The sequence below is a fragment of the Nostoc sp. ChiQUE01b genome (assembly GCF_034531255.1).
GTDB lineage: Bacteria > Cyanobacteriota > Cyanobacteriia > Cyanobacteriales > Nostocaceae > Nostoc.
Window position 1 is genome coordinate 42,770 of the sequence record NZ_JAVRBM010000011.1, and the last position, 22,907, is coordinate 65,676.

17 protein-coding genes are annotated in these 22,907 nt (G+C 40.8%); 8 read left to right on the forward strand and 9 right to left on the reverse strand.

Annotated elements, in window-relative coordinates; translation table 11 throughout:
• Positions 1-383: 383 nt before the first annotated feature.
• From petJ to RMY63_RS10175, 4 genes are all read right to left on the reverse strand, one after another.
• Positions 384-728 carry a cytochrome c6 PetJ gene (gene petJ / locus RMY63_RS10160; RefSeq protein WP_292873459.1) on the reverse strand — a complete coding sequence of 115 codons (345 nt, stop codon included), beginning with the start codon at positions 726-728 and terminating at the stop codon, positions 384-386.
• A 247-nt stretch (positions 729-975) separates the two neighbouring features.
• A complete protein-coding gene (petE, locus tag RMY63_RS10165; protein ID WP_322728575.1) occupies positions 976-1,392 on the reverse strand; it encodes a plastocyanin in 417 nt (138 codons plus the stop codon).
• 257 nt (positions 1,393-1,649) lie between these two features.
• Entirely contained in the window at positions 1,650-2,141 is a 492-nt protein-coding gene (gene psbV / locus RMY63_RS10170; RefSeq protein WP_292873457.1) for a photosystem II cytochrome c-550, read from the reverse strand.
• Positions 2,142-2,274: 133 nt separating this feature from the next.
• Positions 2,275-2,490, reverse strand: coding sequence for a hypothetical protein (locus RMY63_RS10175; RefSeq protein WP_099100724.1), 216 nt, complete (start codon positions 2,488-2,490; stop codon positions 2,275-2,277).
• 26 nt (positions 2,491-2,516) lie between these two features.
• On the opposite strand from RMY63_RS10175, the gene RMY63_RS10180 reads away from it, so the two are divergent.
• On the forward strand, positions 2,517-2,666 hold the full coding sequence (locus RMY63_RS10180) for a hypothetical protein (RefSeq protein WP_322728576.1): 150 nt from the start codon (positions 2,517-2,519) through the stop codon (positions 2,664-2,666).
• A 13-nt stretch (positions 2,667-2,679) separates the two neighbouring features.
• Here RMY63_RS10180 and RMY63_RS10185 read toward each other — a convergent pair whose 3' ends face one another.
• The 5 genes from RMY63_RS10185 to RMY63_RS10205 all read right to left on the reverse strand — a co-directional run bounded on the left by RMY63_RS10185 (position 2,680) and on the right by RMY63_RS10205 (position 13,726).
• Positions 2,680-3,516, reverse strand: a complete 837-nt coding sequence (locus RMY63_RS10185; protein WP_322728577.1) for a carbohydrate ABC transporter permease — start codon at positions 3,514-3,516, stop codon at positions 2,680-2,682.
• Positions 3,513-4,421, reverse strand: a complete 909-nt coding sequence (locus tag RMY63_RS10190) for a sugar ABC transporter permease (protein ID WP_322728578.1) — start codon at positions 4,419-4,421, stop codon at positions 3,513-3,515. Before RMY63_RS10190 ends, RMY63_RS10185 begins: the two co-directional genes overlap by 4 nt.
• Before the next feature lie 369 nt (positions 4,422-4,790).
• Entirely contained in the window at positions 4,791-6,590 is a 1,800-nt protein-coding gene (locus RMY63_RS10195; protein ID WP_322728579.1) for a P-loop NTPase fold protein, read from the reverse strand.
• 455 nt (positions 6,591-7,045) lie between these two features.
• Positions 7,046-7,936 carry a proline iminopeptidase-family hydrolase gene (locus RMY63_RS10200; RefSeq protein ID WP_322728580.1) on the reverse strand — a complete coding sequence of 297 codons (891 nt, stop codon included), beginning with the start codon at positions 7,934-7,936 and terminating at the stop codon, positions 7,046-7,048.
• A gap of 33 nt (positions 7,937-7,969) precedes the next feature.
• Entirely contained in the window at positions 7,970-13,726 is a 5,757-nt protein-coding gene (locus tag RMY63_RS10205) for a translocation/assembly module TamB domain-containing protein (protein ID WP_322728581.1), read from the reverse strand.
• A gap of 260 nt (positions 13,727-13,986) precedes the next feature.
• Here RMY63_RS10205 and RMY63_RS10210 point away from each other — a divergent pair, with 260 nt between their 5' ends.
• The 7 genes from RMY63_RS10210 to RMY63_RS10240 all read left to right on the forward strand — a co-directional run bounded on the left by RMY63_RS10210 (position 13,987) and on the right by RMY63_RS10240 (position 22,845).
• A complete protein-coding gene (locus tag RMY63_RS10210) occupies positions 13,987-14,415 on the forward strand; it encodes a DUF3110 domain-containing protein (protein WP_322728582.1) in 429 nt (142 codons plus the stop codon).
• A 159-nt stretch (positions 14,416-14,574) separates the two neighbouring features.
• Positions 14,575-15,501 carry an N-acetylmuramic acid 6-phosphate etherase gene (murQ, locus tag RMY63_RS10215; RefSeq protein ID WP_322728583.1) on the forward strand — a complete coding sequence of 309 codons (927 nt, stop codon included), beginning with the start codon at positions 14,575-14,577 and terminating at the stop codon, positions 15,499-15,501.
• A gap of 609 nt (positions 15,502-16,110) precedes the next feature.
• Positions 16,111-17,310, forward strand: coding sequence for a response regulator (locus RMY63_RS10220; RefSeq protein ID WP_322728584.1), 1,200 nt, complete (start codon positions 16,111-16,113; stop codon positions 17,308-17,310).
• A 616-nt stretch (positions 17,311-17,926) separates the two neighbouring features.
• Positions 17,927-18,289: a response regulator transcription factor gene (locus tag RMY63_RS10225; protein WP_322728585.1), complete on the forward strand. Its 363-nt coding sequence runs from the start codon at positions 17,927-17,929 to the stop codon at positions 18,287-18,289.
• Positions 18,290-18,413: 124 nt separating this feature from the next.
• Positions 18,414-18,887, forward strand: coding sequence for a chemotaxis protein CheW (locus tag RMY63_RS10230; RefSeq protein WP_322728586.1), 474 nt, complete (start codon positions 18,414-18,416; stop codon positions 18,885-18,887).
• Positions 18,888-19,024: 137 nt separating this feature from the next.
• Positions 19,025-22,333: a GAF domain-containing protein gene (locus RMY63_RS10235; RefSeq protein ID WP_322728587.1), complete on the forward strand. Its 3,309-nt coding sequence runs from the start codon at positions 19,025-19,027 to the stop codon at positions 22,331-22,333.
• A 143-nt stretch (positions 22,334-22,476) separates the two neighbouring features.
• Entirely contained in the window at positions 22,477-22,845 is a 369-nt protein-coding gene (locus tag RMY63_RS10240) for a four helix bundle protein (RefSeq protein WP_322728588.1), read from the forward strand.
• Positions 22,846-22,907: the final 62 nt, after the last annotated feature.

Genomic DNA, 22,907 nt, shown 5'->3' on the forward strand with positions numbered 1-22,907 from the left:
CCCAAGCTTGGGAGAGGAACTTTGAAATTGTCTCCCCTTCTCCCAAAATTGGCAGAAGGGGTTGGGGGATGAGAGCTAGTTTTGTATTCATGTAAGAGATCTATTGGTGTAGATAATTGGTCTTTTAAGACGCGAGAAATCGCGTCTCTACATCAGGGTTTTGGGTTTAAAATATTGTTTTTAGTAGTTGACGAATAAGCGATCGCTAGTTCGTCATCCATAATATTTAACTTAGAGTTCGTTAAAAGGTTTCAAGAAGGAAATGCACTGAGGGGTTTCCAATAAATAAATACTCCAATGTTGTGGGGTGGGCGTCTAGCTCGCCAGTAATCAAAGATAGGCAATAACTGCTCACCCCACAACAACTAGACGGTATACAGCATTTACCAGCCTTGTTCTGCATTGTGAAAAACGTAAGCAGCTACCTCCAGAATCTCCTCAGAACTTAACTTGGCTTTAAAGGCAGGCATAGCATTTTTACCATTTTGCACTTGGTGGATAATCGCTTGGATTGAGTCTTGATTGTAATTTTCTAGGTACTTTGACAATGCTTCCTTTTTCAAGGTTTTCTGGTTGATAAGGATGTTACCGCCACCTATATGGCAAGAAGCGCAGTTAGCCTCGAAAATTTTAGCACCGTTGGATGTTTCGGCAGCTAGTGCTGGACTAATGAATGTGAATTTGAATAGGGCGATCGCCGACAGTAGAATTAATAAAAGTATTCTCAACAAAATTTCCTCGCAACAAGCCTCCAGCAAGAGTATAAACGCGATTAATCCCTGATTAAGTCAAATTTGATCAAAATTGGCGGTAACGAGTTCACTCCTTGATCGCTACAGATTGTTTAGCGTCTTAGGGAAGGATAGGACTCGTTACCGCCATTTCTGCATTTTGTGCGTCACTCTTGGAGTGTAGCGTGTGGCGATGAGCTAATGTCACTGAGTAATCTCTTGTGTCAAACGCTGGTGTTTCTAGCTATTGGACAGTGATTGTACCAATCATACCAGCACCACGATGAGGTTCACAGTAGAAGGTGTAGTCACCAGCAGGTGCGTCTGCTGCAAAGGTGGTTGTTTCCTTTTGACCGGGACTCATGAGCAACTTCTTATGAGACAGAGATTTAGCTAAATCGGCGCTCTTAGAGGGATTTTTGGCAGGATCAAACACAACATTATGGGGAGGAACTTTATTGTTCACCCATTCAATAGTGTCACCTGGTTTAATTGTCAACTTTTTCGGTTCAAATGCCAGCATTCCTTTATCGCTACCCAATTTCACCTTGTAGGTTTCAGCTGAAGCACTGGGAGTAAAAACAGCAAAGCTGCTAACAACTAAAAGGATTGTCAACACAGCTAAACTAAGGCGTCGCCAGCTTGCCGAAATTAATTTCATAGCTCTCTCCTAACAAACAATTTTTTTTCCCTTTCTCATTTTAAATAAAATCAACACCAAAGTATGACAATCTGTCATAGATATATTTTTTTTAAAGAATCGAGAGTAATTTATTGCAAAAAGCTGTCCAATCAGTAGTAAATGGGGAATCGGGAATCGGGAATGGGGAATGGGGAATAAGGAATGGGGACTAAATTCTTCCCAATGCCCTATTCCCAATGCCCAATGCCCTATTCCCAATGGCTCAGTTCCGGGATTTAGTAATAGATTTTTCCGCCTCCCCACTTAGTACCAACGATTTTGGGTTGTAAGAGAATATGACCGGCGATCGCCTCCAAGTCGTCATCCGTCAGATTTCGCACTGCTGTGAAAATATCTGCGCTTTTGAGACTGGGGTGTATTTCGGAAATCTCTTCTTCCCCGTCGTAAGTCGTGGGATTTTTCAGGTAATCTACTAAACCTTCAATGTTGTTACGGTTAGGTGTTGCTAGTGCCAAGTCCTCTGGAGTTAGTCCCACGTTTTGGTTTGTCTTGGTAACTCCCCCAGCATGACATTGGGCGCAAGCGTAATTAAATAAGCGTTTGCCTTCTTTGACTTGTTTAAGGCTGAGTACAACGGTATCACCTTGAGTATTTAATGGCACTGTTCGGGTAGCTTTGTCCAGTTCCACTGCTGTCGCGCTACCGACAAGCAACTGAAACGAGAGTAAAACAGTAGCCACAACAACGCCAATTAGTCTTATAAACATGTTTCCCCTTAAAGATTTTGACGCTCAACACAGCTAAGAACGCGATTCTCAATCTCCAAGCTGCTAATTGCTAATGACTCATTGTTTTTTGTCATTAGCTATCAGTTATTAGCCAAAGTTCTGAGATCACCCTTCAGGTGACTTCGTGATCACCCACCAAGTCGTTAGTACCATTGGGACGTATTTCAGACGATATTTGGGAAATAATTGCCTTTGCATCTTCTAACGCCAAACGGGTCTTTTGGTGTTTGTAGGCGATTCCCAGTTGGTTGCACAGAGAAAACACTTGTTCTACAGGAATGCTGTAGTCGGCTGCTATCTCTGCGATCGATAGGTCTGCAAAACCCATAATGCTTGTTTACTGATAAATAGAGATTGAGTCGCTGTAATACCAATATCACGTTAGGAGTGCAATTTGTTGCCCAAAATACTGTTTGGGGAATGGGGCATGGGGAAAAATGGCAGGGGGCAGGGGAAGCAGGGGAAGCAGGGGAAGCAGGAGAAGAATTTTTAACTTTTGACTAATGACTAATGCCTATTAACCTTTTCCTCCTGTAAAGGTGACGCTTTGAATAAAGTAACGATTAAAAAATGCGTAAATACCTAAAGCTGGTAGGGTGAAGACCATAGAAGCCGCCATAATGTAGTTCCAATAGCTGATGTATTGACCTTTGAAGGTGTTCAGCCCCAAAGGAAGGGTAAACATTTCTGGGTCAAATAGGATAACTATAGGCAGTAAAAAATTATTCCAACTCCCCATGAACACAAAAACTGCCTGTGCTGCTAGTGCTGGTTTTGCTAAAGGTAAGACAATGTGTCGAAAAATTCCAAAGGTATTTAAGCCATCCAGTTGCGCTGCTTCTTCTAGTTCTTTAGGAAAATTAACGAAAAACTGCCGCATCATGAAGATAAAAGTGGCATTAACCATGCTAGGTACAATCATGCCTTGATAAGAATTCAGCCAGCCGATCGCTTTTAAAATCAAAAATGTGGGAATCAGGGTGATTTGTGTCGGTACTGCCAGTACAGCCAAAATTAGGAAGAACCAAAAGCGCTTGCCCACAAAGTGCAGTCTTGCCAAAGCATAACCAGCCATTGAATTTAACAACAAGTTTAAAAGCGTAACACTGACGGCGATCGCTACACTGTTGAATAACCAGCGCCAAAATAACGGTTCTTGGAGAAAGATTTGCCTGTAGTTGTCAAGAGTAAAATTCTTGGGGAGAAAGTTGGGTTCACCACTGACAATCTCTGTTAGTGGCTTAAATGATGCTGAAAGTGCCCAGAGAAAGGGAATTAGGGTAATGATGGCATAGAGTGTCAGCAAGATGTACAACAGGGCTTTGAGCCAGGATAAGCCAGAGGTGTTAGTCAAATTCGTTCGCCTCCGAAAAGTCGTCGCTGAATCAAAGTGATGGCAATGATCACTGCTGTTAACAAAAATGCGATCGCAGCTGCATATCCCATTTGTAAATTCCGAAATACAGCTTGATAAATCAGCAGCACCACAGTTAAGGTAGCGTTGTTTGGCCCGCCAGTACCGCCAGAGAAGATGTAAGACTGGTCAAAAAGTTGAAAAGTGCCAATTACCCCCACTGTCGCCACAAAGAAGGTTACAGGCTTAAGCAAGGGAAGAGTAATGTGGATAAATTGCTGCCATCCATTTGCACCATCAAGTTCCGCCGCCTCGTAAAGTGTTTGGGGTATATCTTGCAACGCCGCCAGATAAATCACCATAAAAAACGGCGCGGTTGACCAAATGTTCATGATCATAATTCCTTTCAGCGCAACTGCTGGATCGCCCAACCAGTTATAAGTAGCTAGCCCCACAAAGGCGAGAAAATCGTTTAGTAGCCCATCAGTGTTATAAATCCACATAAAGATAAGTGTCAGCACAGCTGAAGAAGTGACTGTCGGCAAAAAATAGAGGATGCGCCACCAGTTTTTACCGCGAATCCCAGAATTCAGAGTTACTGCCAGAATTAAAGCCAGGATAGTTTGAGTTGGCACAACAATGGCTACATATTCAACTGTGTTTCTCAAAGCAATCCAAACTCTTTCATCTTCAGCTAATCGTGTGAAGTTGCGAAAACCGATGAACTCGTACTCAATACCGCCAAGAAGTTGGACTTTTTCCAAGGAGAGAAAAACGGCGTAGAGAATGGGTAAGACTACAAAAGTTCCCAAAACTAGAATGGTGGGCATCATGAACATATACCCAGCCAAGTCTTCGGTGATGTTCCACCTGGAGTTTCTGCGCCGCCTGTTGATTTCAAACACTACTGAACCTCCGCTTAATCCCGCACTAACCCGACTGTAGCGATGGGTCGTGCATGATTATTTATCCTACTCCTGTACAAAAATATTTAGCCTCATTCAATGAGTCTCTACCTTTGGAAAGCTTAGATCGAAGCAGCAAGTCAAAAGATATCGCTTGTGTGAGTTAGCTGGAATATGCAACTTGGGGAACTATATATTTAGTTTCCTTGGGGATGCTAATTAACCCGATTCAAGCAATAGGATATTAGCAATAGACTAAGAAAAATAGCGATCGCACCTTTTAGTAGTGTTGAAAAATAACTTTAGGAAGATATAATATTTTCATCCTCGAAAAATCCTGTTAAGGAGTATGGGAGTGGTAGCGATCGCCTATATTTCAACATCAGGACTCTCAAAAGATTTATCACCTCCTGAAAAAATAGAGTTTGATTGATGATGAGATGCAGCAGTTGAAATAAAATCACGCGGATCATAACCAATGTCACCAATAAAACAGAACGATCGCATGATATTAAATGTTTCCAATACCGACTGCTCTAGCGTTAGATTAACTGGTATTAATAGTGTATTCACATCATCCCGAAACCTTTTATATTCTTGCCTAAAGTAATTATCCTGATATAGGGGTAGATAGTTCTTAAAATATTTGTTAAAGAAATCTTTAAATGTATTATTTGCTGTTTCTTCCTTTTGTATTTCTAGTTCCTCTATATATATCTTGAGTTCGTCAAAAACACTACGCATTATATCTGGATACCTACCTGACATTGCAAGGAATGAGACAACCACAGTAATTAAATCTTGATTTTTCTCTACTTGAATCTGTTGATTAGAGCGAAACCAGATAATTTTGATCAGCTTGTAAACATTCACCATTCTTTTCAGAGTTCTGGGTGATAAGTCAATGTATTTACAACATTTAAGTACGATATCAAACTCTGTTTTAGAGAATTTAATTGCTTGTGGTGATAATGCTTCTGGTTCATCCTCTGGAATAGATGAGTTTATTTCATTTTGAGATTGGGAATTTGGTGCTCTTTTTTCTAGAGTTATTTCTACTTTTTCAATATTTTGTTGTTTACCATTTTCATCAGTAGCATTTAATTCTAAATGCAAGTATTTTTTCAGTTCAGCAAGAGATGTATTGATTAATTCTCGTTTAAGTTTATTTGTGATAGGTCTTAATACAACGTTTCGAGCTTCTTCAGCAATTTCTTCATTTACTTCATTTTCTAACTTTTTTTCTGTTTCTTTGAGACTAGCTTCCCTCTTTAAAAGTTCTTGTTGTGTTTCGTTTAATGCCTTTTGTTCCGCAGTTTTTAATATTTGTAAATTCTCCCATAGTGAGTTTGCTAATCCTTGAGTACATACTATCTTCTTCCAATTTTTAAATATATCAGGACTTAGTTTAGATTCAAGTAATGCTTCCCGTTTTTCATTACTCATATCATTGAGAACTGACCAAATTTGAGGCTCTTTCAGAGGGTCTATACCTGCTTCCTTTAACTGCTTTTCTAAAGTTAATTGGCGGTTTAACTCAAAGAAAATAGTTTCCATCAAACTTGCCCATAAGTTTGATTTAGCATAAGTCCAAGCATCGAACTTAATTTGGTAGATGTGTCCTACATAAGGAAATAGCTCACTACTATTAGAATTATTTTGTTTATCCCATGCTTTGTCTGCATTCACAGGTAAACTGCGAATCTCGTTCATTTTTTGCTGCATGAGATGCATGACAAATGATTTACCACTACCCCAGCCACCCAGAATACCAACAGCTAATGGTGGTTCCATCTCACGCATTAATAACACCTCGGCTAAAGCATGAACCTCAGTTTGAATGTTGAGGAGGTCTTGTCCTTCGGCTAAATCGTTGTATGCTCTTTGAGCTAGGTAATTATCTGGAAATAGGCGACGTGCGGCTTCGATAGGAGCGGCTTGCCTAGCTACTATGGTGATTGCTTGGATTTTCTGGCTATCAGGTTTTTTGGCTACCAGTGCTTTTTGTATAGCTCGCAGTAGAGCAACAGCAACCTCTGAAGCATCAAGGCCATTAACTCCAGCACCGATTAGGGGAATAACTAAACGAGTAAGTCCTTGCCTAGCAGCCATTTCAATAACTGCCTCCGCAGCGATAAAAGCATTATCAACGGTGCGTTCGGGTTCCACTGTTGCAAAGATAAGAAAACGCTTAGTTACACTATACGAATTTATACTTACTATACAGATATTTATACTCAGCTGTAGTGGTGTCGTGTTTAGCGATTTGTATTTTTAACTTCACCATTTCACATTACAATCTCAACTTTATAACCCACATTCCGCACCCTAAGGTGTCACACAGCATAATTACTTAATTTTTTCTAGGTTGTCAGCTAGAAATTATGCTAATAAAACTTTTTACCTCCGTTAAAACAAGGAAATTAAGTATATAACCCACATTCCGCACCTTAAGGTGTCACACAGCATAATTACTTAATTTTTTCTAGGTTGTCAGCTAGAAATTATGCTAATAAAACTTTTTACCTCCGTTAAAACAAGGAAATTAAGTATATAAACTAGCTCTCTCATGTTCTAAAAAACAGTAAAAACCGATTGTGACAGTTGAGGGTGCGGAATGTAGGTTATAAGGCTGTTTCGACACGATTTAAAAATTCGTCTAAGACTTGCAAAAATCTTTCTGTCTCTTCTAGATGAGGCATGTGTGAACTGTTTTCAAATAGTACCCACTCGGAGCCAGAAATACCCTGGTGAACTGTTTCAACACAAGTAGGCGTAACCTCATCGTAGCGACCCGAAAGCAGCAGTGTAGGCACGATAATTTCACCGAGGCGGTCTTGAATATTCCAGTCGATGATTTTGCCTGCACCCCGAAATTCTGTACCAACTTTGCTGTAGGCTCTAGTTAAGCTGCTGGGCCACGGGTCTAGTCGGCAAAGAAAAGAATGATTGAATACCTCCATTGCCTGTTTGTATTCGGGGTCTTGAGTAGTACCATCGGCTTCGTGTTTACGAATGACTTCTTGTACTTCGATTGGTAGCTCATTCATCAGGCTATAAGCTTCAGTAACAAATTGTTGAATGCTAGAAGGCGTGTTAGCTAGAACAAGACTGACTAACCCAGTAGGTTGAGAAAGGGCATGTTCCAGTGCTAAACAACCGCCCCATGATTGCCCAAAAAGATGAATTTGGTCTAAATTTAAGGCACTGCGGACGGCGAAGAGTTCTTCTTTGAACAAATCAATAGAATATAAGTTGGGGTCTGTGGGGCGATCGCTATTTCCACACCCTAATTGATCGTAAAAAATCACCCTGCGTCCGGTTGTGGCGATGCCTGCGGCGGGCAAAGCCAACGCTTCTAATGGTTCTAAGTAGTCGTGGGGTACTCCTGGGCCTCCGTGAAGACACAGTAGAGGGAGTTTGCCAGAATCTTCTCGATCTGGTTTGACAATCCTATACCATACCTGATGACCACGGAATGAAATAAAGTCTTCAATGACAGAAATTGTACTCATGGAGTTGATATTTTTACTTTTTAAGAGATTTCTTTAAAACCGTGTTTGATATTCCACTACTGCACGACTGTCATCAGTTAAGTTAGTGGAAGCACGCACACGAAATTCATTGTTTATCCGATAATTAATACCCCATTGGAAGGGATCGTTTGTTGTCAAAATTTTAATACTGGAAACGGATATTTTGGAAGAAATGTCAACCCCAGCCTCCGCTGCTAATTCTAAAGTTGAATTGCTTCTTCCAGCTTCAGGATTCTCAGAAATAACGGTAGGAAATATCCGCAGTTCACTTAAGCCAAAGGTACTTCCAATCTGGTTAAAAGCTGACTGAAAATTGTTAAACACAGCCGAACCTGCGATGTTAATCAGACCTAAAGTACTGTCTGCACGTCCTTGGGTGTCTACAAATCCACCTCCTAAAAGAGCAACAATTTCAGTTTGACTACGTGACGGACTACTTGTTAATTCTAGATTTTCATTTAGTTTGCTAGCTAAACCCTTGATAGTGGCTTCGACTCGAACACTCTCTAACGCTGATAAACCTGTAGAATTTACCCGGCTGAAGTCATTACTTTGAGTTACATCCAGTACTTTGGCAAATAGCCGAATATCTAAGTTGGGGTCGCGGGGTTGAGAAGGACTAAAAGTTGCAGTGTGTTTATAGCCACGAGCAAGGTTAAATTGGGTAGTAAATAAATTTACCCCTCCTTTTTCTAACTGGATGGTGCCATCGGGTATAGGCTGATTGATTGAGCCGTTAACTATGAGATTACCAGTGGCGCGGAAGTTGAGAATAGGGTCACGGGTAATTTGGACGTTTTTACCTAGTACCAAATCTAAATTATTAAATCTAGCGTTAGTATTTCCCGTCCCATTTCTAATTTCAGATTTGCTCTGCTTATTGGCTTTTGTGGGTGATACGCCAATACTACCATTTTCAAATGTCGTAGCATTGGTAGATTCTGCTAGCAATACCTTACCATCAAATAAATTTACTCTACCGCCAATTATGGGGTTAAGGGCAGAACCAGTAATCTGCAAATTGCCACTAGCGCCTCCCTGGTAAAGCCCTTTGAGATTCAATGCTAGCTGATCGAGATTAACAGTCAGAGGATTTTTGATAGTTACGTTCTCATTGTTGAAGATGGGAATTTCTCCAGCAGCTTCTACCTTCCCACGGCTAAATCTACCTTGAAGATTTTCTACTAAAATGCTGTCAAAATTAAACAGCACTCTACCTGTGACACGTCTCAGCTTACCTGGCAAAGCTTGGGCTGAAAAAGTAGCATTATTCACAGTAGCAATTCCATTTACTTCGGGTTTTTGTAGTGTTCCCCCCACCTTGAGGTCTACTTCTCCTTCACCTTTCTCAAATAACACTTGATTAGTCAATGCGTTTAACAGCCCCAATCCCTCGTTTTCCAACTTCATATCCAAACTGATTTGATCGCTGTCTGGTGCGACGGAAGCAAAAGGCAATTTATAAGGTATGCTGCCAGTAATATCAACAGGTTTTGGCCCAGCAACTGCTACAGTACTACCAAAGTTTAAGCGTCCATTGGCATAGCTGAAACTTGCGATCGCTGACTCTATTTTGTTCTGATTTAGTATTCCTTCTGTGATTTGCAATTCCCCTCTAGCTTGGGGATTAGCAATACTACCTGCTAAAGCTGCTGTACCGTTAAGATTACCTCTGATTCCAACTGGCAATTTGACTACATTATTCAATAGTTGTACTGGAAAATTATTCACCCGCAGCTGACCAGATTGTTCATCACCGCCAACGTTACCCGTAAACGCAATCAGCCTGTTTTGAGATTCGATTCGTAATGGTCGCAAACTTAAAACACCGTTCTCAAAGTTGCCTTCAGCAATCACTTTATCAGCAGTATAAAAACGATTTCGTTCTTCCTTTTTACCCCAAGCAAAGTTTTGTCCATTCAAATTAAAATCCACTGATAATCCATTGGCTGTAGCTGTATTTACAGCCACTTCCCCATTGAAAGTCCCCTTTAAGTCTGCCAAATCTGGTATTGGAGTGGAATTAAGTCGCTGTTCTTCCTGTTCTGCCACCAAAGCTTCAATTTCAGAAAACCGTTGGATTTGGGTTAATAAGGGTTCATTTGGCGTTCCTTGGGGGTTGGTAGTCAGATCCGCTGCTGTGCCATAGATTTCTGCTGAACCACCTGGCAAATTTTGTAAATCAAATACCTGTGCTACAGCTAGAACATCTTGGATTTCACCCTGATTGACGTTCAGTTTACCTTGTAATTGAGGGTCTTTAGCGCTTTGAGCAAAAGTACCGACAAGGGCATAGCGACTTTTCCCTTTGACAAATTCGCTACTAGTTAGTGTGGCTTTATCGTCAGCGTAGCGGAATTGAGCGGCTAAACGATCGCCTTTAATCCGGCCAATTTGGGGATTAGCGATCGCTAAATTCCCCGTTGTTGCCAATGTCTGCTGATTAAACAACAAATCCCCAGTTAACAATCCAGCTATCTTACTAGCGCCCAATCGAGTAATTGGTGGCGGAGTCAAATTCAATATTTGTAAGGGGAAATTTGCAACTTTCAGCGCCCAATCATTTCCTTGAATATTACCTGTGGCTGATGCTTGTTGCCATTTGACTAAGAAAGATTTCGGGCGATTATTGGCATCTAAATTGAAAGATAAGCGATCGCTATTTCCTGCCAAGTTCAAACTCAAACCGCCTCCCTGTGCAGAATCGATGTTTCCAGTTAACAACGGCTCAAAAGCAATATCTTGAACAACCAAGTCTCGTAAATTGATTTGTCCTACTACATTTGGCAAGGGCAGCTTACCTGTGATTTGTCCATTAAAATCTACTCTTCCCGCCACAGCAACCTGATTAGGAAGATTAATCGGTAACTGTTTTAAGTTGTAATTCTGCGCCTGGACGTTGAGATTTAGGGCAGTAATTTCCGGTATACCTGCCTTGGTTGCATTGGCTAATATGTTACCAGTGACACTTAAACCGGGAGCAGTTGCTCGTTCAATGGTCAGCCTTTCACCACTCCAAGCGATCGCAGCCGTCAGAGGTCGTTCAAGACCAGGAATACCTTGGGATAATTGCACCTGTCCAGCAGCACGCACATCAGCTAATTTGGACGATCCTAGCGTGCCAGCTAATTGCAACTGACCGCCAAACTGACCTCGCAATTGCTGATTTAACCGATTTAATGCTACACCGTCAGCATCAACTACAGCTTGATAGCGACCATTAGCCAATTGGATATTAGAAGCTGTAATATTTCCACCTGCAACATTTACCCGCGCCTGACCGTTGGCTTGAATAGTTTGCGGTTGGAAGGATTCAACAGAACCCGCTACGTTTGCTTGACCAGTTAACGTCCCTCCAAACTGTGGTGGTACTGCTGCTAACTGCTGTAACGGTACATTAGTTGCCTGAACTTGCGCCTGGTATACACCGTTACCCACTTGGATATTAGAGGCTGTAATAGTTCCACCCGCAACATTTACCTGCGCCTGACCGTTGGCTTGAATAGTTTGCAGCTTAAAAGAATCAACAGAACCCGCTACGTCGAACTTACCAGTTAACGCCCCTTGAAACTGCTTTGGTACTGTTGCCAACTGTTGCACAGGTACATTAGTTGCCTGAACTTGTGCCTGATATACACCATTAGCCACTTGAATATTAGAGGCTGTAACCGTTCCATCACCAATAGTAAGGCGACCTTCACCACTGCCACGGAAGGTTTTCAGGCTGAAATTATCTCTGTCACCTGCAATTTGGAACGTTCCCGCCAAAGGATTATTTAAAGCTGGGGGAGACTGTTTCAATATTTGTCCCAACCGTACACCATTAGCTACAAGTTGAGCCGAGAAGCTTTGGTCTTGCAGTTGGATATTAGAAACTGCAACTGTACCGCCACCAATTTGAACTCCTGCACCATCACTGCGAATTGTGGCAATTTCAAATGGTGCTGTGCTGCCTGAGAGGATCAGACGACCATTGAACTGTGCCCCAGCCAAAGAGACATTTTGTAGTTGACTTTTGTCTACAAAGGGTTCCAATTTTACCCCAGAGGCAACAGCCACAGCTTGCCAACGCTGATTGGCATAACTACCAGTTGCCCTGACAGTACCACCACTTATATTCAGAGCTACATTACGGAAAGAAACGGTGCGATTTGGAGCGATGCCTGCGGCAACCCCAGAGGGGAACGCAACTTCACCAGTTCCGGGGTAAGTTCCATTGGGAGCTTGGAACTGTACCACAGTTTGGACATTGGTGGGAGCGCCAGTTAGTTGAGCTGTACCTGAGACATTGCCGATTTGAAAAGCGGGTGTTATTTTATAAACTTTGGCGATCGCATTTCCTGGAAGATTCTTGGCAGCGAAATTTAAATCCAGTTGCGGGTTTTTACCGAGTTGAATTGTACCAGCGCCCGTAATCTCACCACCAACTTTAGCGAACCCTTGAATATCTTTTAGGGTAATTAAAGAGGAACTAGTAACAAGCTCAAACTTACTACTGATACTATTAAAATCAACTTTATCAATCCGGGCAGTTTGGATCGTGGCAACTGAGCCAGAGAGAATTGGCTCTTTTGTCGATCCAGTAATTTGCAAAGAAGCTTGTACTTGTCCAGCGATCGGTACAGGTAATTTTACCTTGAGAGTCTCTTGGGCATTCGCCAAACTCACCGCATTTACACGCGCTGCCAACTTCAAGCCTGCTTTCGTGTCGACGATTCCCTTAGCCACTAAAGGAATTTTGCCGTAGTTGCTAGTAACATTATTTAACTGCAACTCGGTTCCTTGAAAGTGGAGGTTTCCTTGGCTATTGCTCAACAGTTGCGGGACTTTGGGTATTTGAAGCGTTACCCCTTGCACAGTAGCGTTGCCAAACAATAAAGTTTGCTGTCCTGGTGTCAACCGAACCAACAAGTCGCCGTCGGCTCGACCCGCCTGTAAGTTCACTGGTAACTTAATCAACCGAGTAATATTCTCAGCCAGAAAATCTTGTGCTTGCACGTGGAAGTTCCCTGCTAGCACCCTAGAACGTGTCTCTCCCTGAATGGAAATATTGCCACCACTGTCTGCTTGACCCCCGACTTCAAACTGTATCAACTGGTTGTTTGCTAAAAGTTGAGCAGATCCATTGAGTTGAGAAAATGTTACAGGGGATGAGGAGGATCTTGCTCCCTTATCTCCCCCTGCTCCCCCTGCTCCCCTGCTCCCCTGCCCCCCTGCTCCCCCTGCTCCCTCATCTCCCCCTACTCTCTTCTGCGGCATCAATGCCAGCTTGGCATTGCGAAACCGGAGGTTTTCCAAATCGGTTTTAATGGCGCCGCCTTCACCTGACGACGCTATGGTAGTGGAAACCCAGCGTCCTTGGTCATCCTGTTCAATATAAATATCTGGGTTTACTAAGGTGACATCTAGCTTTAGATGGCGGTTAAAGACTAGTTGCAACAGATCAAAACTCACCTCTACAGATTCGACTGTGGCCCGGTCTGGATCTGTGGGTGTGGTTGGGATAGCTGAAGCCCCAAACTGCACTCCCGTCAACGAAAATTGTGTAACTCTTCCCAGGTTTACCGGACGGTTGAGTGTAGTTGTGAGACTTTGTTGTGCTAAGGGTGTTAACTCTGTTTGAACAAAAGTCCACAACCGCCAAATACCGACAATAACTCCTAACAGTAAAAGTCCGCCCAAGGCAATGCTACCCCGACTCAACACCAGCAACCACATACGCTTGCGGTTAGGGAGGTAGTAAGAATCTTGATCGGGATATTTAGTCATTTGCTTTCACTGTATTAATTGCCGGATGTCGCTGGCACACACAAGCATTAACTGGCACATTGATTCAGTATGCCACTTCCAGGATACGTCAACTGAACCCAAGACCCCATTGGTTGAGTTACGGTATTTGCTCGATCCAATACTTATGCTTAATAATATTGGCGTTTTCAGGAAAATCTGAATAGAGTGAAAATTATTCCTGTGACTTTCCTTGAGGCACAATCTCGAACTTTAATATGAATAAACCTTAAAAAGGACAGATGATTACACCAATGCGTGTTTTTGTGTTAATTTTTAATGCTCGAACGGAAAATGAGGGGATTCACACGATTCGGGAAGGCGAGCGCAATAAAATTCTGATGTTCGAGTCAGAAGACGATGCGACGCGCTTTGCCCTGATGTTAGAAGCTCAGGATTTCCCCGCACCCACACCGGAGCCGATCGATGCTGAGGAAATCAAGGAATTTTGCGAAAGTGCTGGATATGAATGGGAAATCATCCCAGAAAACAGCAATTTAGTTGTAACTCCCCCAGAACTTAACGTCGAAAAAACTGACTGGCAAGAAGATGCCCAGAAGGAGGATACTGTTGAAGACACCTTCTCTCTCAATCAACAGCCACTAGAAGAACCAGAATTGTCTGATTCTGAATTAGAGAAGATTCGTCGCAAATTGGAAGGATTGTTATAAGTAGTCATTAGTCATTAGTCATTAGTCATTAGTCATTAGCCATTGGTCGCTAACTGACTAATGACAACGGACATAGATAGATGCCCAAAGGGCGGCGTAGGGTAGAACAAAGGACAAATGACAAAGGACAAATGACAAATGACAAAGGACAAATGACAAATGACAAATTTGCAAGAACGCGGGCATCTTTTAACTGAGCTGGTAAATCTTAACAGTCTGAACTTAGACCAGCTCAGTTCTCTGGAGTTAGTGGAGTTGTTTAATGACGAAGACCAAAAGGCCGTCGCAGCAGTTGCAGCGGCGAAAATTCAGTTGGCAGTGGCAATTGAGCGCACCGCAGAGCGTTTGCGCCACGGAGGACGCCTATTTTATATCGGTGCGGGTACAAGTGGCAGGTTAGGGGTGTTAGATGCTGCTGAGTGTCCACCTACTTTTTGTACACCTCCAGAGTTGGTACAGGGGATTATTGCTGGTGGTGCTGGCGCATTAGTACGCAGTTCTGAAGATTTAGAAGACAGCATTGAAGATGGTGAGGCTGCGATCGCTGGGCGACACATTACCCAATTAGATGTCGTAGTTGGCATTACCGCTGGGGGGACAACGCCTTATGTCCACGGCGCGCTTCATGCTGCTCGTCAGCGAGGAGCTACAACTATTTTTATTGCCTGTGTTCCTGCTGAACAAGTTAGCTTTGATGCTGATATTGACATTCGCCTATTGACAGGGCCAGAAATAATCGCTGGTTCAACTCGCCTGAAAGCTGGTACAGCCACTAAATTAGCTTTAAATATCCTTTCTAGCGGCGTAATGGTCAAGCTAGGCAAAGTTTATGGCAATCGCATGGTGGATGTAGCAGTAACAAATCAAAAATTACGCGATCGCGCTTTGCGAATTTTGCAAGACCTCACAGGTTTAAGTCGGGAAACTGCTGGTTTTTTACTTGAACGTAGTGGTAAATGGGTTAAGCTGGCGCTATTGATGCACTGGACTGGTTTGGAAAAAGACGAAGGCGATCGGCTGCTTTCAGAACACCAAAGTAATCTCAGGGCAGCTGTTGTCAGCTATCAAAACCACAAGCAACTTTGAAGAAATTTTCTAAATAAATACTTTATAATCTGGCTGCTACTTGTTTTAGTAGCACGCCTTTTTTTAAGAATAATGTTTTCTAGAAAAGTTGATTTTAATTAAAATAATTAAGAATAGTAAACTTAAATAAATATTTTTAACCTCTATTGTCAATTTTAATAATTAAAGCACAACTCTCTACTTTTTTAAACAAAAATTCAGAATTTATACGGATATGATTCAGTATGAAAATTCCTAAAATAATATATCATTACACCAGGATGTCGACTATGGCAACCAACTTTAGTCATAAAAATTAGCAGAAAAGTAAACTCTGCCAATAAAGAAAAGACTCTATGCTAGATTTATTTACTAGCAATAGTTTTGCCCTCTTAACATCTACCTTGCTTTTAACAATGTTGATTTAGACTGCTATATATCAAATGTATTTGCACTGATTCACATATCTGCCAATCGCTATATAGCTTGAACACTGTAACAGAAGTGTTGCCTACCTTTAACAAGTGACTTAATAAATTTGTCTAGTTAATTGAGATGGTAGCTGGATTTACGCCGTGCTTTAATAGTATCGGTTTTTAATGGCTAGCTTTTTAATAAAAGGAACAAACTATGCCTCATCAAGAACTTATTTCAAATAACCTAGTAAATGAATTTAAAACTTGTACTCAGTTGCAATACAATGGCAAATTAAATATTAAGAGTTCCAAAGGCAGCCAATGGACTTTTTACTATCGACTCGGACGGATAGTTTGGGCAACAGGAGGAACTCATCCCTTCCGGCGATGGCGTAGACATATAGCTCAAACTTGTCCCCAGATTAATGTTGATAAGTTGCAGTTACGTGTGCAAGATCTATCAACTGATTACTGGGACTATAAACTGATAGAAATATTTTATAAAAAACAGAAAATTCAAAGAGAACAGATTCAATCTATTGCAGAAAATACAATAGCAGAACTATTATTTGACCTAGCTTTGCAAGGAAACTTTGCTTCTCTAAGTTGCAATCGCACTCAAGAAGTTATCTTAGAAACCCCAATGAGCTTCACGAGTTCAGAAATGTCTGTAAAGCACATGCAAGACTCATGGAAAATTTGGTCAGAAGCTGGTTTAGCAAATTTTTCTCCTGACTTAGCACCAGTTCTACGGCGACCAGAACAACTTGAGCAGATGGTAAGTCCATCTGTCTACAAAAACTTTGTGAATTTAATCAATGGTAAATTCACTCTGCGAGATTTAGCCACGAAAATGAAGCAGAGTGTACTACCACTTACCCGTTCATTGCTTCCCTATATCCTTAAAGGAATCATTGAATTGGTAGAAGTACCTGACATGCCTTTAGGAATTACGGAAGTCAACAATAACTCTACCACCACACAAGCCAAGAAGCGGATTGCTCCACTAGTGGCTTGCGTCGATGATAGCCCTCTGGTATGCAAAATAGTAGAGGATATTGTCACTTCCAATGGATTGAGGTTTGTCAAAATTCAAGATGCTGTACAAGCTCTACCAACCCTTATTCAGGATAAACCAGACCTGATTTTCTTGGATTTGATTATGCCAGTTGCTAGTGGTTACGAAATTTGTACTCAGTTACGACGAATATCTACTTTTTCTAATACACCAATAATTATATTAACAGGCAGTGATGGTCTTTTAGATAGAGTTCGTGCCAAAGTAGTTGGTTCTACAGATTTTCTGACTAAACCTGTAGTGGCTGATAAGGTAATGGGTATAATACGTAAATATTTACCTACACCGAGTCTATCCAGCGATAAGAGGAAATCTAATTTAGAGGTTTGTAATTAGGGAGACTTAGAGGCGATTTTTGATTCGGAATTCTTCCTCAAAATTTATAGACTTTTCCACCTCAGTAAACATGAAATTATTGAGGTTAAACAGTTTTAGATTAACTCTATTCCTCAAATCAGTGATTTGTCACCCAATTTTAGATTTTGGATTTACGATAGCGAAGCGTTCGCGAGTCCGCGTCCCTTGCGCGTCTCGTAGAGAGCGTATGCGTGGATTAACCTCTCCTTATAAAGAAGAAGCTTAAATATTGAAAACTTTTGAATTTTCTTCCCGACTAAAAGTCGAGGGCTTGAAACCTTTTTTTAGATTCTAGATTTCAATTTAATCCAAAATCCAAAATCTAAAATTAGGTTATTAAATTATTTTGTATTCAACTATCTTATATCAAGTTATATTTATTACGTACTTTTTCTGAGGTTGATATATAAAGATTGAATCAAAATTAGACAAATACAATTTTTTGTATTTATAGCAGTCCTATTTGATTTGTGAAATATTGGTTAGGGCAAAGGGGTTAGGGCTAGTCTCTAGTCCCTTCTATGTGTTTTTGAGGAATCATTTAGGATTTGTATATTTTGTTTACATTTTCAGAAAAAGTTAACGAGTAATTGCCATGAATACTGTTTTAGTTGTTGAAGATGGCTTAACAGATATGGAAATAATCAGCCTTTACTTGCAACAGGCAGGTTATTCTGTGATTAGCGCTACTAGTAGTGAAGAGGCTCAAGACAAAATAGATAAAAATAAGCCAGACCTTATATTTCTCGACGTAATTTTACCGGGTAAAAGTGGCTTTGAAATTTGCCGAGAACTGAAAAATAATCCCGATACTAGCAATATACCTGTGGTTTTTTGCTCTACAAAAAATAGTGATGTAGATAAAATTTGGGGTAATATGTTAGGCGCTGATGGTTATCTATCAAAACCGATTGATCGAGACGAACTAGTGGTAATTCTAAAACGATTAATTAATTAGTAAAAATATGATCAATCAACAAATCTTAGAAGTCACTATTTCTTAGATAGAATCTCTCCCAAAAGAGAAAATAACTGCAACCAGTGGCTAAAGATAAATAATCAAAGACAAAGGATCAATAGTTTTGGAAACCCAGGAAAAGTTTTTAAGTTTTAATTTAGGAGTAAGTGATACAGCGGTAATTTCTTTACAACATATCACAGAGGTTTTGCAAGTTTCATTGCCAGAAATATGTGGTGTTCCTCAGATGCCCAGTAGTGTCTTAGGTATTTATAACTGGCGTGGTGAGATGCTTTGGTTAGTAGATTTAGAGGCAATGTTCGGTTATCCTTTAATGTCGCAAGAAGCAAATTTACTTTCTAGAATGATGGCGATTGTTCTAGAAAATGAGGGTAAGTATTTGGGACTATTGGTGCGACAGCTTCTAGATATTGAGTGGCTGGATACTAAACAAATGAAAGTCCCAGGTGCCGAATTATTTTATCCAAAAATTTCACCTTTCTTGCAGGGATATTTTCTTAATGATTCCGAGGAGATAATTTTCAATTTAGATGCTATATCAATTATTCAAGCTCCCATGTGGAAAATTCATAATTGACAACTACCTAATTACTAATTCTTGAGATCCAGAGCCAATAAATAAATTTATCTGTAGAGAATTAAAATCAGCAGAACCTTGCTTTTGAATTTGTCAATATTCAATTATTAACGATTAACAATTACTGAGGTTAGACCATGAAATTTTTGTATCAAAATAATCGAAAAAATGAACGCCTAGTTAGTGAATTAGAAAATCAAAATGGGAGTGCAAGCGTAGTAAATATTCCTAACGATGAAATATCATTATTAAGTGCGATCGCTCAAGAATTTAAAAGTTGGCGGCAACAGTTAAAAGACATTGCAACTCAAATGCGCCAAGCACCTGATATCGATACTCTAGTCAAAGTCACTGTAGAGCAAATTAGGGAAAAGATTGGTTGCGATCGCGCCTTGATTTATCAATTTATTTCCTTTGATTCTGGTACTGTTTTAGCAGAATCAAGAACACTAGATTGGACACCAACTTTAGGCGAAAATATTCCGGTAATCCTTTTTGGCTCTTACACAAATCAAGACTATTTAGAACCTGTAGCTATTGACAATATCAATCATCTACAACTTACCCCTTATCAAAAGCAGCTACTAGAGAAATTTCAAATTAAAGCTAGTTTGAGTTTACCAATTACAGTAGAAGGTAAAATATGGGGCTTACTGGCAGTAAACAATTGCTCCTCAACACGGCAATGGCAGGAAGTAGAAATTAGCCTATTATCTCAAATTACAACAGAATTGACCTACAAATTGCAGAGCTTTGAATTGCAAAAAGAATTACAAAAGCGAACACAGGCTAAGAAATCAGTAGCTCAAGTCATTGATAAAATTCTCCACGTATCAAGTCTCGATAAAATTTTCCAAACAACCACTCAAGAAATCCGCAATTTACTGCGATGCGATCGCGTCGGTGTTTATCGCTTCAAACCTGACTGGAGTGGCGAGTTTGTGGCTGAGTCGGTGGGTAATGGTTGGGTAAAATTGGTTACGCCTGATTTTTATATGGTCTGGGAAGATAGCCACTTGCAAGAAACCCAAGGAGGACGTTATGCCAAGGGTGAAACTTTTGTAGTCAAAGACATTTATCAAGCAGGTCATGCTCAATGCCATATTGATATTTTAGAACAATATGAAATGAAAGCTTATATCATTGTCCCAATTTTTACTGGAGAGAAATTATGGGGCTTGCTAGCAGCTTATCAAAATTCTGGGCCTCGTGATTGGCATCCTTGGGAAGAAAGCTTTCTGACTCAAATTGGCTTGCAATTTGGTGTAGCTGTCTCACAAAGAGAATATGTGGAACAAGTGCAGACAAAATCTGAGCAATTAACTCAAGTTTTTGCCCAAGAAAAAGCTTTAACCAAAATAGTCAATCGGATTCGACAATCCTTAGATGTAGAAAGCGTCTTCAGAACAACCACTCACGAAGTACGACAATTACTAAAATGCGATCGCGTCACTGTCTATCGTTTCAACCCCAACTGGAGTGGTGAATTTGTCGCTGAGTCAGTAGGTGATGGTTGGATAAAATTAGTAAGCCCTGATATTAAAACTGTTTGGGCAGATACCTACATGCAAGAAAATCAGGGAAGTCGATATACCAAAAGTGAAAGCTTTGTTTCTAATGACATTTCTCAGATCAGTCGTTTTCCCTGCTATGTAGAAATGTTAGAGCAGTTTGAAATCAAAGCTTATGTAACTGTACCTGTATTTTCTGGGGAAAAATTGTGGGGTTTGCTGGCAGCTTATCAAAACTCAGGTTCTCGTGATTGGCAACCTTGGGAAGTTAACTTTTTGACTCAAATTGGTTTGCAATTTGGTGTAGCTATATCACAAGCAGAATATCTTGAACAAGTGCGGGTGAAATCCAAACAACTAGCTCAATTAGCGGAACAAGAAAAAGCGATCACCAAAATCACCAACCGCATTCGACAATTATTAGATGTAGAAGAAATCTTCAAAACAACCACTCAAGAAGTACGGCAATTTTTAAAATGCGATCGCGTCGGGATCTTTCGCTTCCAACCTGACTGGAGTGGCGAATTTATCGCTGAGTCAGTGGGTCATAATTGGGTAAAACTAGTAGGTAGTGATATCAAAAACCTCTACGAAGATACCTACTTACAAGAAACTCAAGGAGGTCGATATGCTAAAGGTGAAAGCATAGTTGCTAATGACATCTATCAGGTTGGTTATTCCCCCTGCTACATTGAGTTGTTAGAGCAGTTTGAAGTCAAAGCTTATATAATGGTTCCTGTATTTTCTGGAGAAAAATTGTGGGGCATACTGGCAGCTTATCAAAATTCCGGCTCTCGTGATTGGGAAGAATCACAAGTCATCTTGTTAGCACGTATTGGCGACCAGTTAGGACAGGCATTACAACAGACTGAATATTTGCAACAGCTACAAGCGCAGTCAGCAAAACTAGCAGAAGCCGCAACACGGGAAAAGGCAGCCAAGGAATTACTACAACAACGATCTATTCAACTCCTAACAGCTCTTAGACCCGCCCTCAACGGCGATTTGACGGTACGTGCGCCAATTACAGAAGACGAGCTAGGCACGATCGCAGATGCTTACAATAATACTCTGCAAGCGCTGCGGCAAATCGTTATTCAGGTACAAGGGGCTGCTCAACAAGTTGCTCAAACTTCTAGCAATAGCGACGCTTCACTAGCAGGACTAACCAATCTGGCACAACAACAGTCTGAGGACATTACCGCAGCCTTAGATGACATTCAACAGATGGTGGACTCTACTCAAGCTGTAGTAGCGAATGCTGAGTTAGTACAACTAGCAGTGCAAAAAGCCAATCAAACTGTAGAGTCTGGCGATACTGCCATGAACCTGACTGTAAAAGCAATCCAAGGAATTCGTGAAACCGTTGCTCAAACCAGCAAAAAGATTAAACGCCTCAGCGAATCCTCACAAAAAATCTCCAAAGTGGTGAATTTGATTGGTAATTTTGCCACACAGACAAATGTACTGGCTCTGAATGCAGCTATTGAAGCTACTCGTGCCGGTGAATATGGCAAAGGCTTTGCAGTTGTTGCCGATGAAGTCCGTTCTTTATCTCGCCAGTCAGCAGCAGCGAGCATCGAAATAGAAAAATTAGTTCAGGAGATTCAAGCAGAAACCGGGGAAGTTGCAGTAGCGATGGAAACTGGTATTCAGCAGGTGGTAGAAGGTACAAGTCTTGTCAGCGACACTCGCCAAAACTTAAATGCGATCGTTTCTGCAACTGCCGAAATTAGTCAGCTAATCGAGCGAATTACCGCAGCAACTCAAAAACAAATGGCGCAATCTGTAACAGTAACTAAATCAATGCAAGATGTTGCAGAAATTGCCGATAAAACTTTTGCTGAATCTCAAGAAATTGCGACTGTGTTCCAAGATTTATCAGGAATGGCGCAAGAGTTATTAACAACTGCTAGTAAATTTAAAGTGAAATGAGAAATAGTTAGGAGTTAGGAGTTAGGAGTTAGGAGTTATTAGGTCAAAGCATTAATTATATAAAGCACTATTTTATTGGCAAATGTAAAATGCTTTGACCTTAATTACTTCTAACTTTTTAGTTAAAGAGAGGAGAAGAGTAATTGGCAGAGAGTATTATTCAACAGAAGAGTTTTAAATTTGCTTTAGAAATTATTCACCTATATATTAAACTGCAAGAGCAACGGGAATATGTGCTTTCTAAGCAATTACTACGAAGTGGGACAAGTATTGGCGCGAATGTTGAAGAGGCTAGCGGTGGTCAGAGTAGAAAGGATTTCTTGGCAAAAATGTATATTGCATACAAAGAAGCTAGGGAAACCAAATACTGGCTACGTCTACTACAACAGTCCAAACTAGTAAATATTGATTTAACTAATGAACTAACCTATGCAGACGAAATCATTCGGATTTTGAGTTCAATAGTCAAGACAACTGAAAAATCAATTGGTCGATCAACTCCCAACTCCTAACTCCCAACTCCCAACTCCCAACTCCTAACTCCCACTCCCAACTCCTAACTCCTAACTCCTAA

Bases quoted from the DNA above. Each gene is read 5' to 3' on its own strand.
- RMY63_RS10225 (WP_322728585.1), top strand. From the start codon at position 17,927: ATGAATACTGTTTTAGTTGTTGAAGATGGCTTAACAGATATGGAAATA.
- RMY63_RS10235 (WP_322728587.1), top strand. From the start codon at position 19,025: ATGAAATTTTTGTATCAAAATAATCGAAAAAATGAACGCCTAGTTAGT.
- petE (WP_322728575.1), bottom strand. From the start codon at position 1,392: ATGAAATTAATTTCGGCAAGCTGGCGACGCCTTAGTTTAGCTGTGTTG.
- RMY63_RS10200 (WP_322728580.1), bottom strand. From the start codon at position 7,936: ATGAGTACAATTTCTGTCATTGAAGACTTTATTTCATTCCGTGGTCAT.
- murQ (WP_322728583.1), top strand. From the start codon at position 14,575: ATGACAAATTTGCAAGAACGCGGGCATCTTTTAACTGAGCTGGTAAAT.
- RMY63_RS10220 (WP_322728584.1), top strand. From the start codon at position 16,111: ATGCCTCATCAAGAACTTATTTCAAATAACCTAGTAAATGAATTTAAA.
- RMY63_RS10175 (WP_099100724.1), bottom strand. From the start codon at position 2,490: ATGGGTTTTGCAGACCTATCGATCGCAGAGATAGCAGCCGACTACAGC.
- psbV (WP_292873457.1), bottom strand. From the start codon at position 2,141: ATGTTTATAAGACTAATTGGCGTTGTTGTGGCTACTGTTTTACTCTCG.
- RMY63_RS10205 (WP_322728581.1), bottom strand. From the start codon at position 13,726: ATGACTAAATATCCCGATCAAGATTCTTACTACCTCCCTAACCGCAAG.
- RMY63_RS10210 (WP_322728582.1), top strand. From the start codon at position 13,987: ATGATTACACCAATGCGTGTTTTTGTGTTAATTTTTAATGCTCGAACG.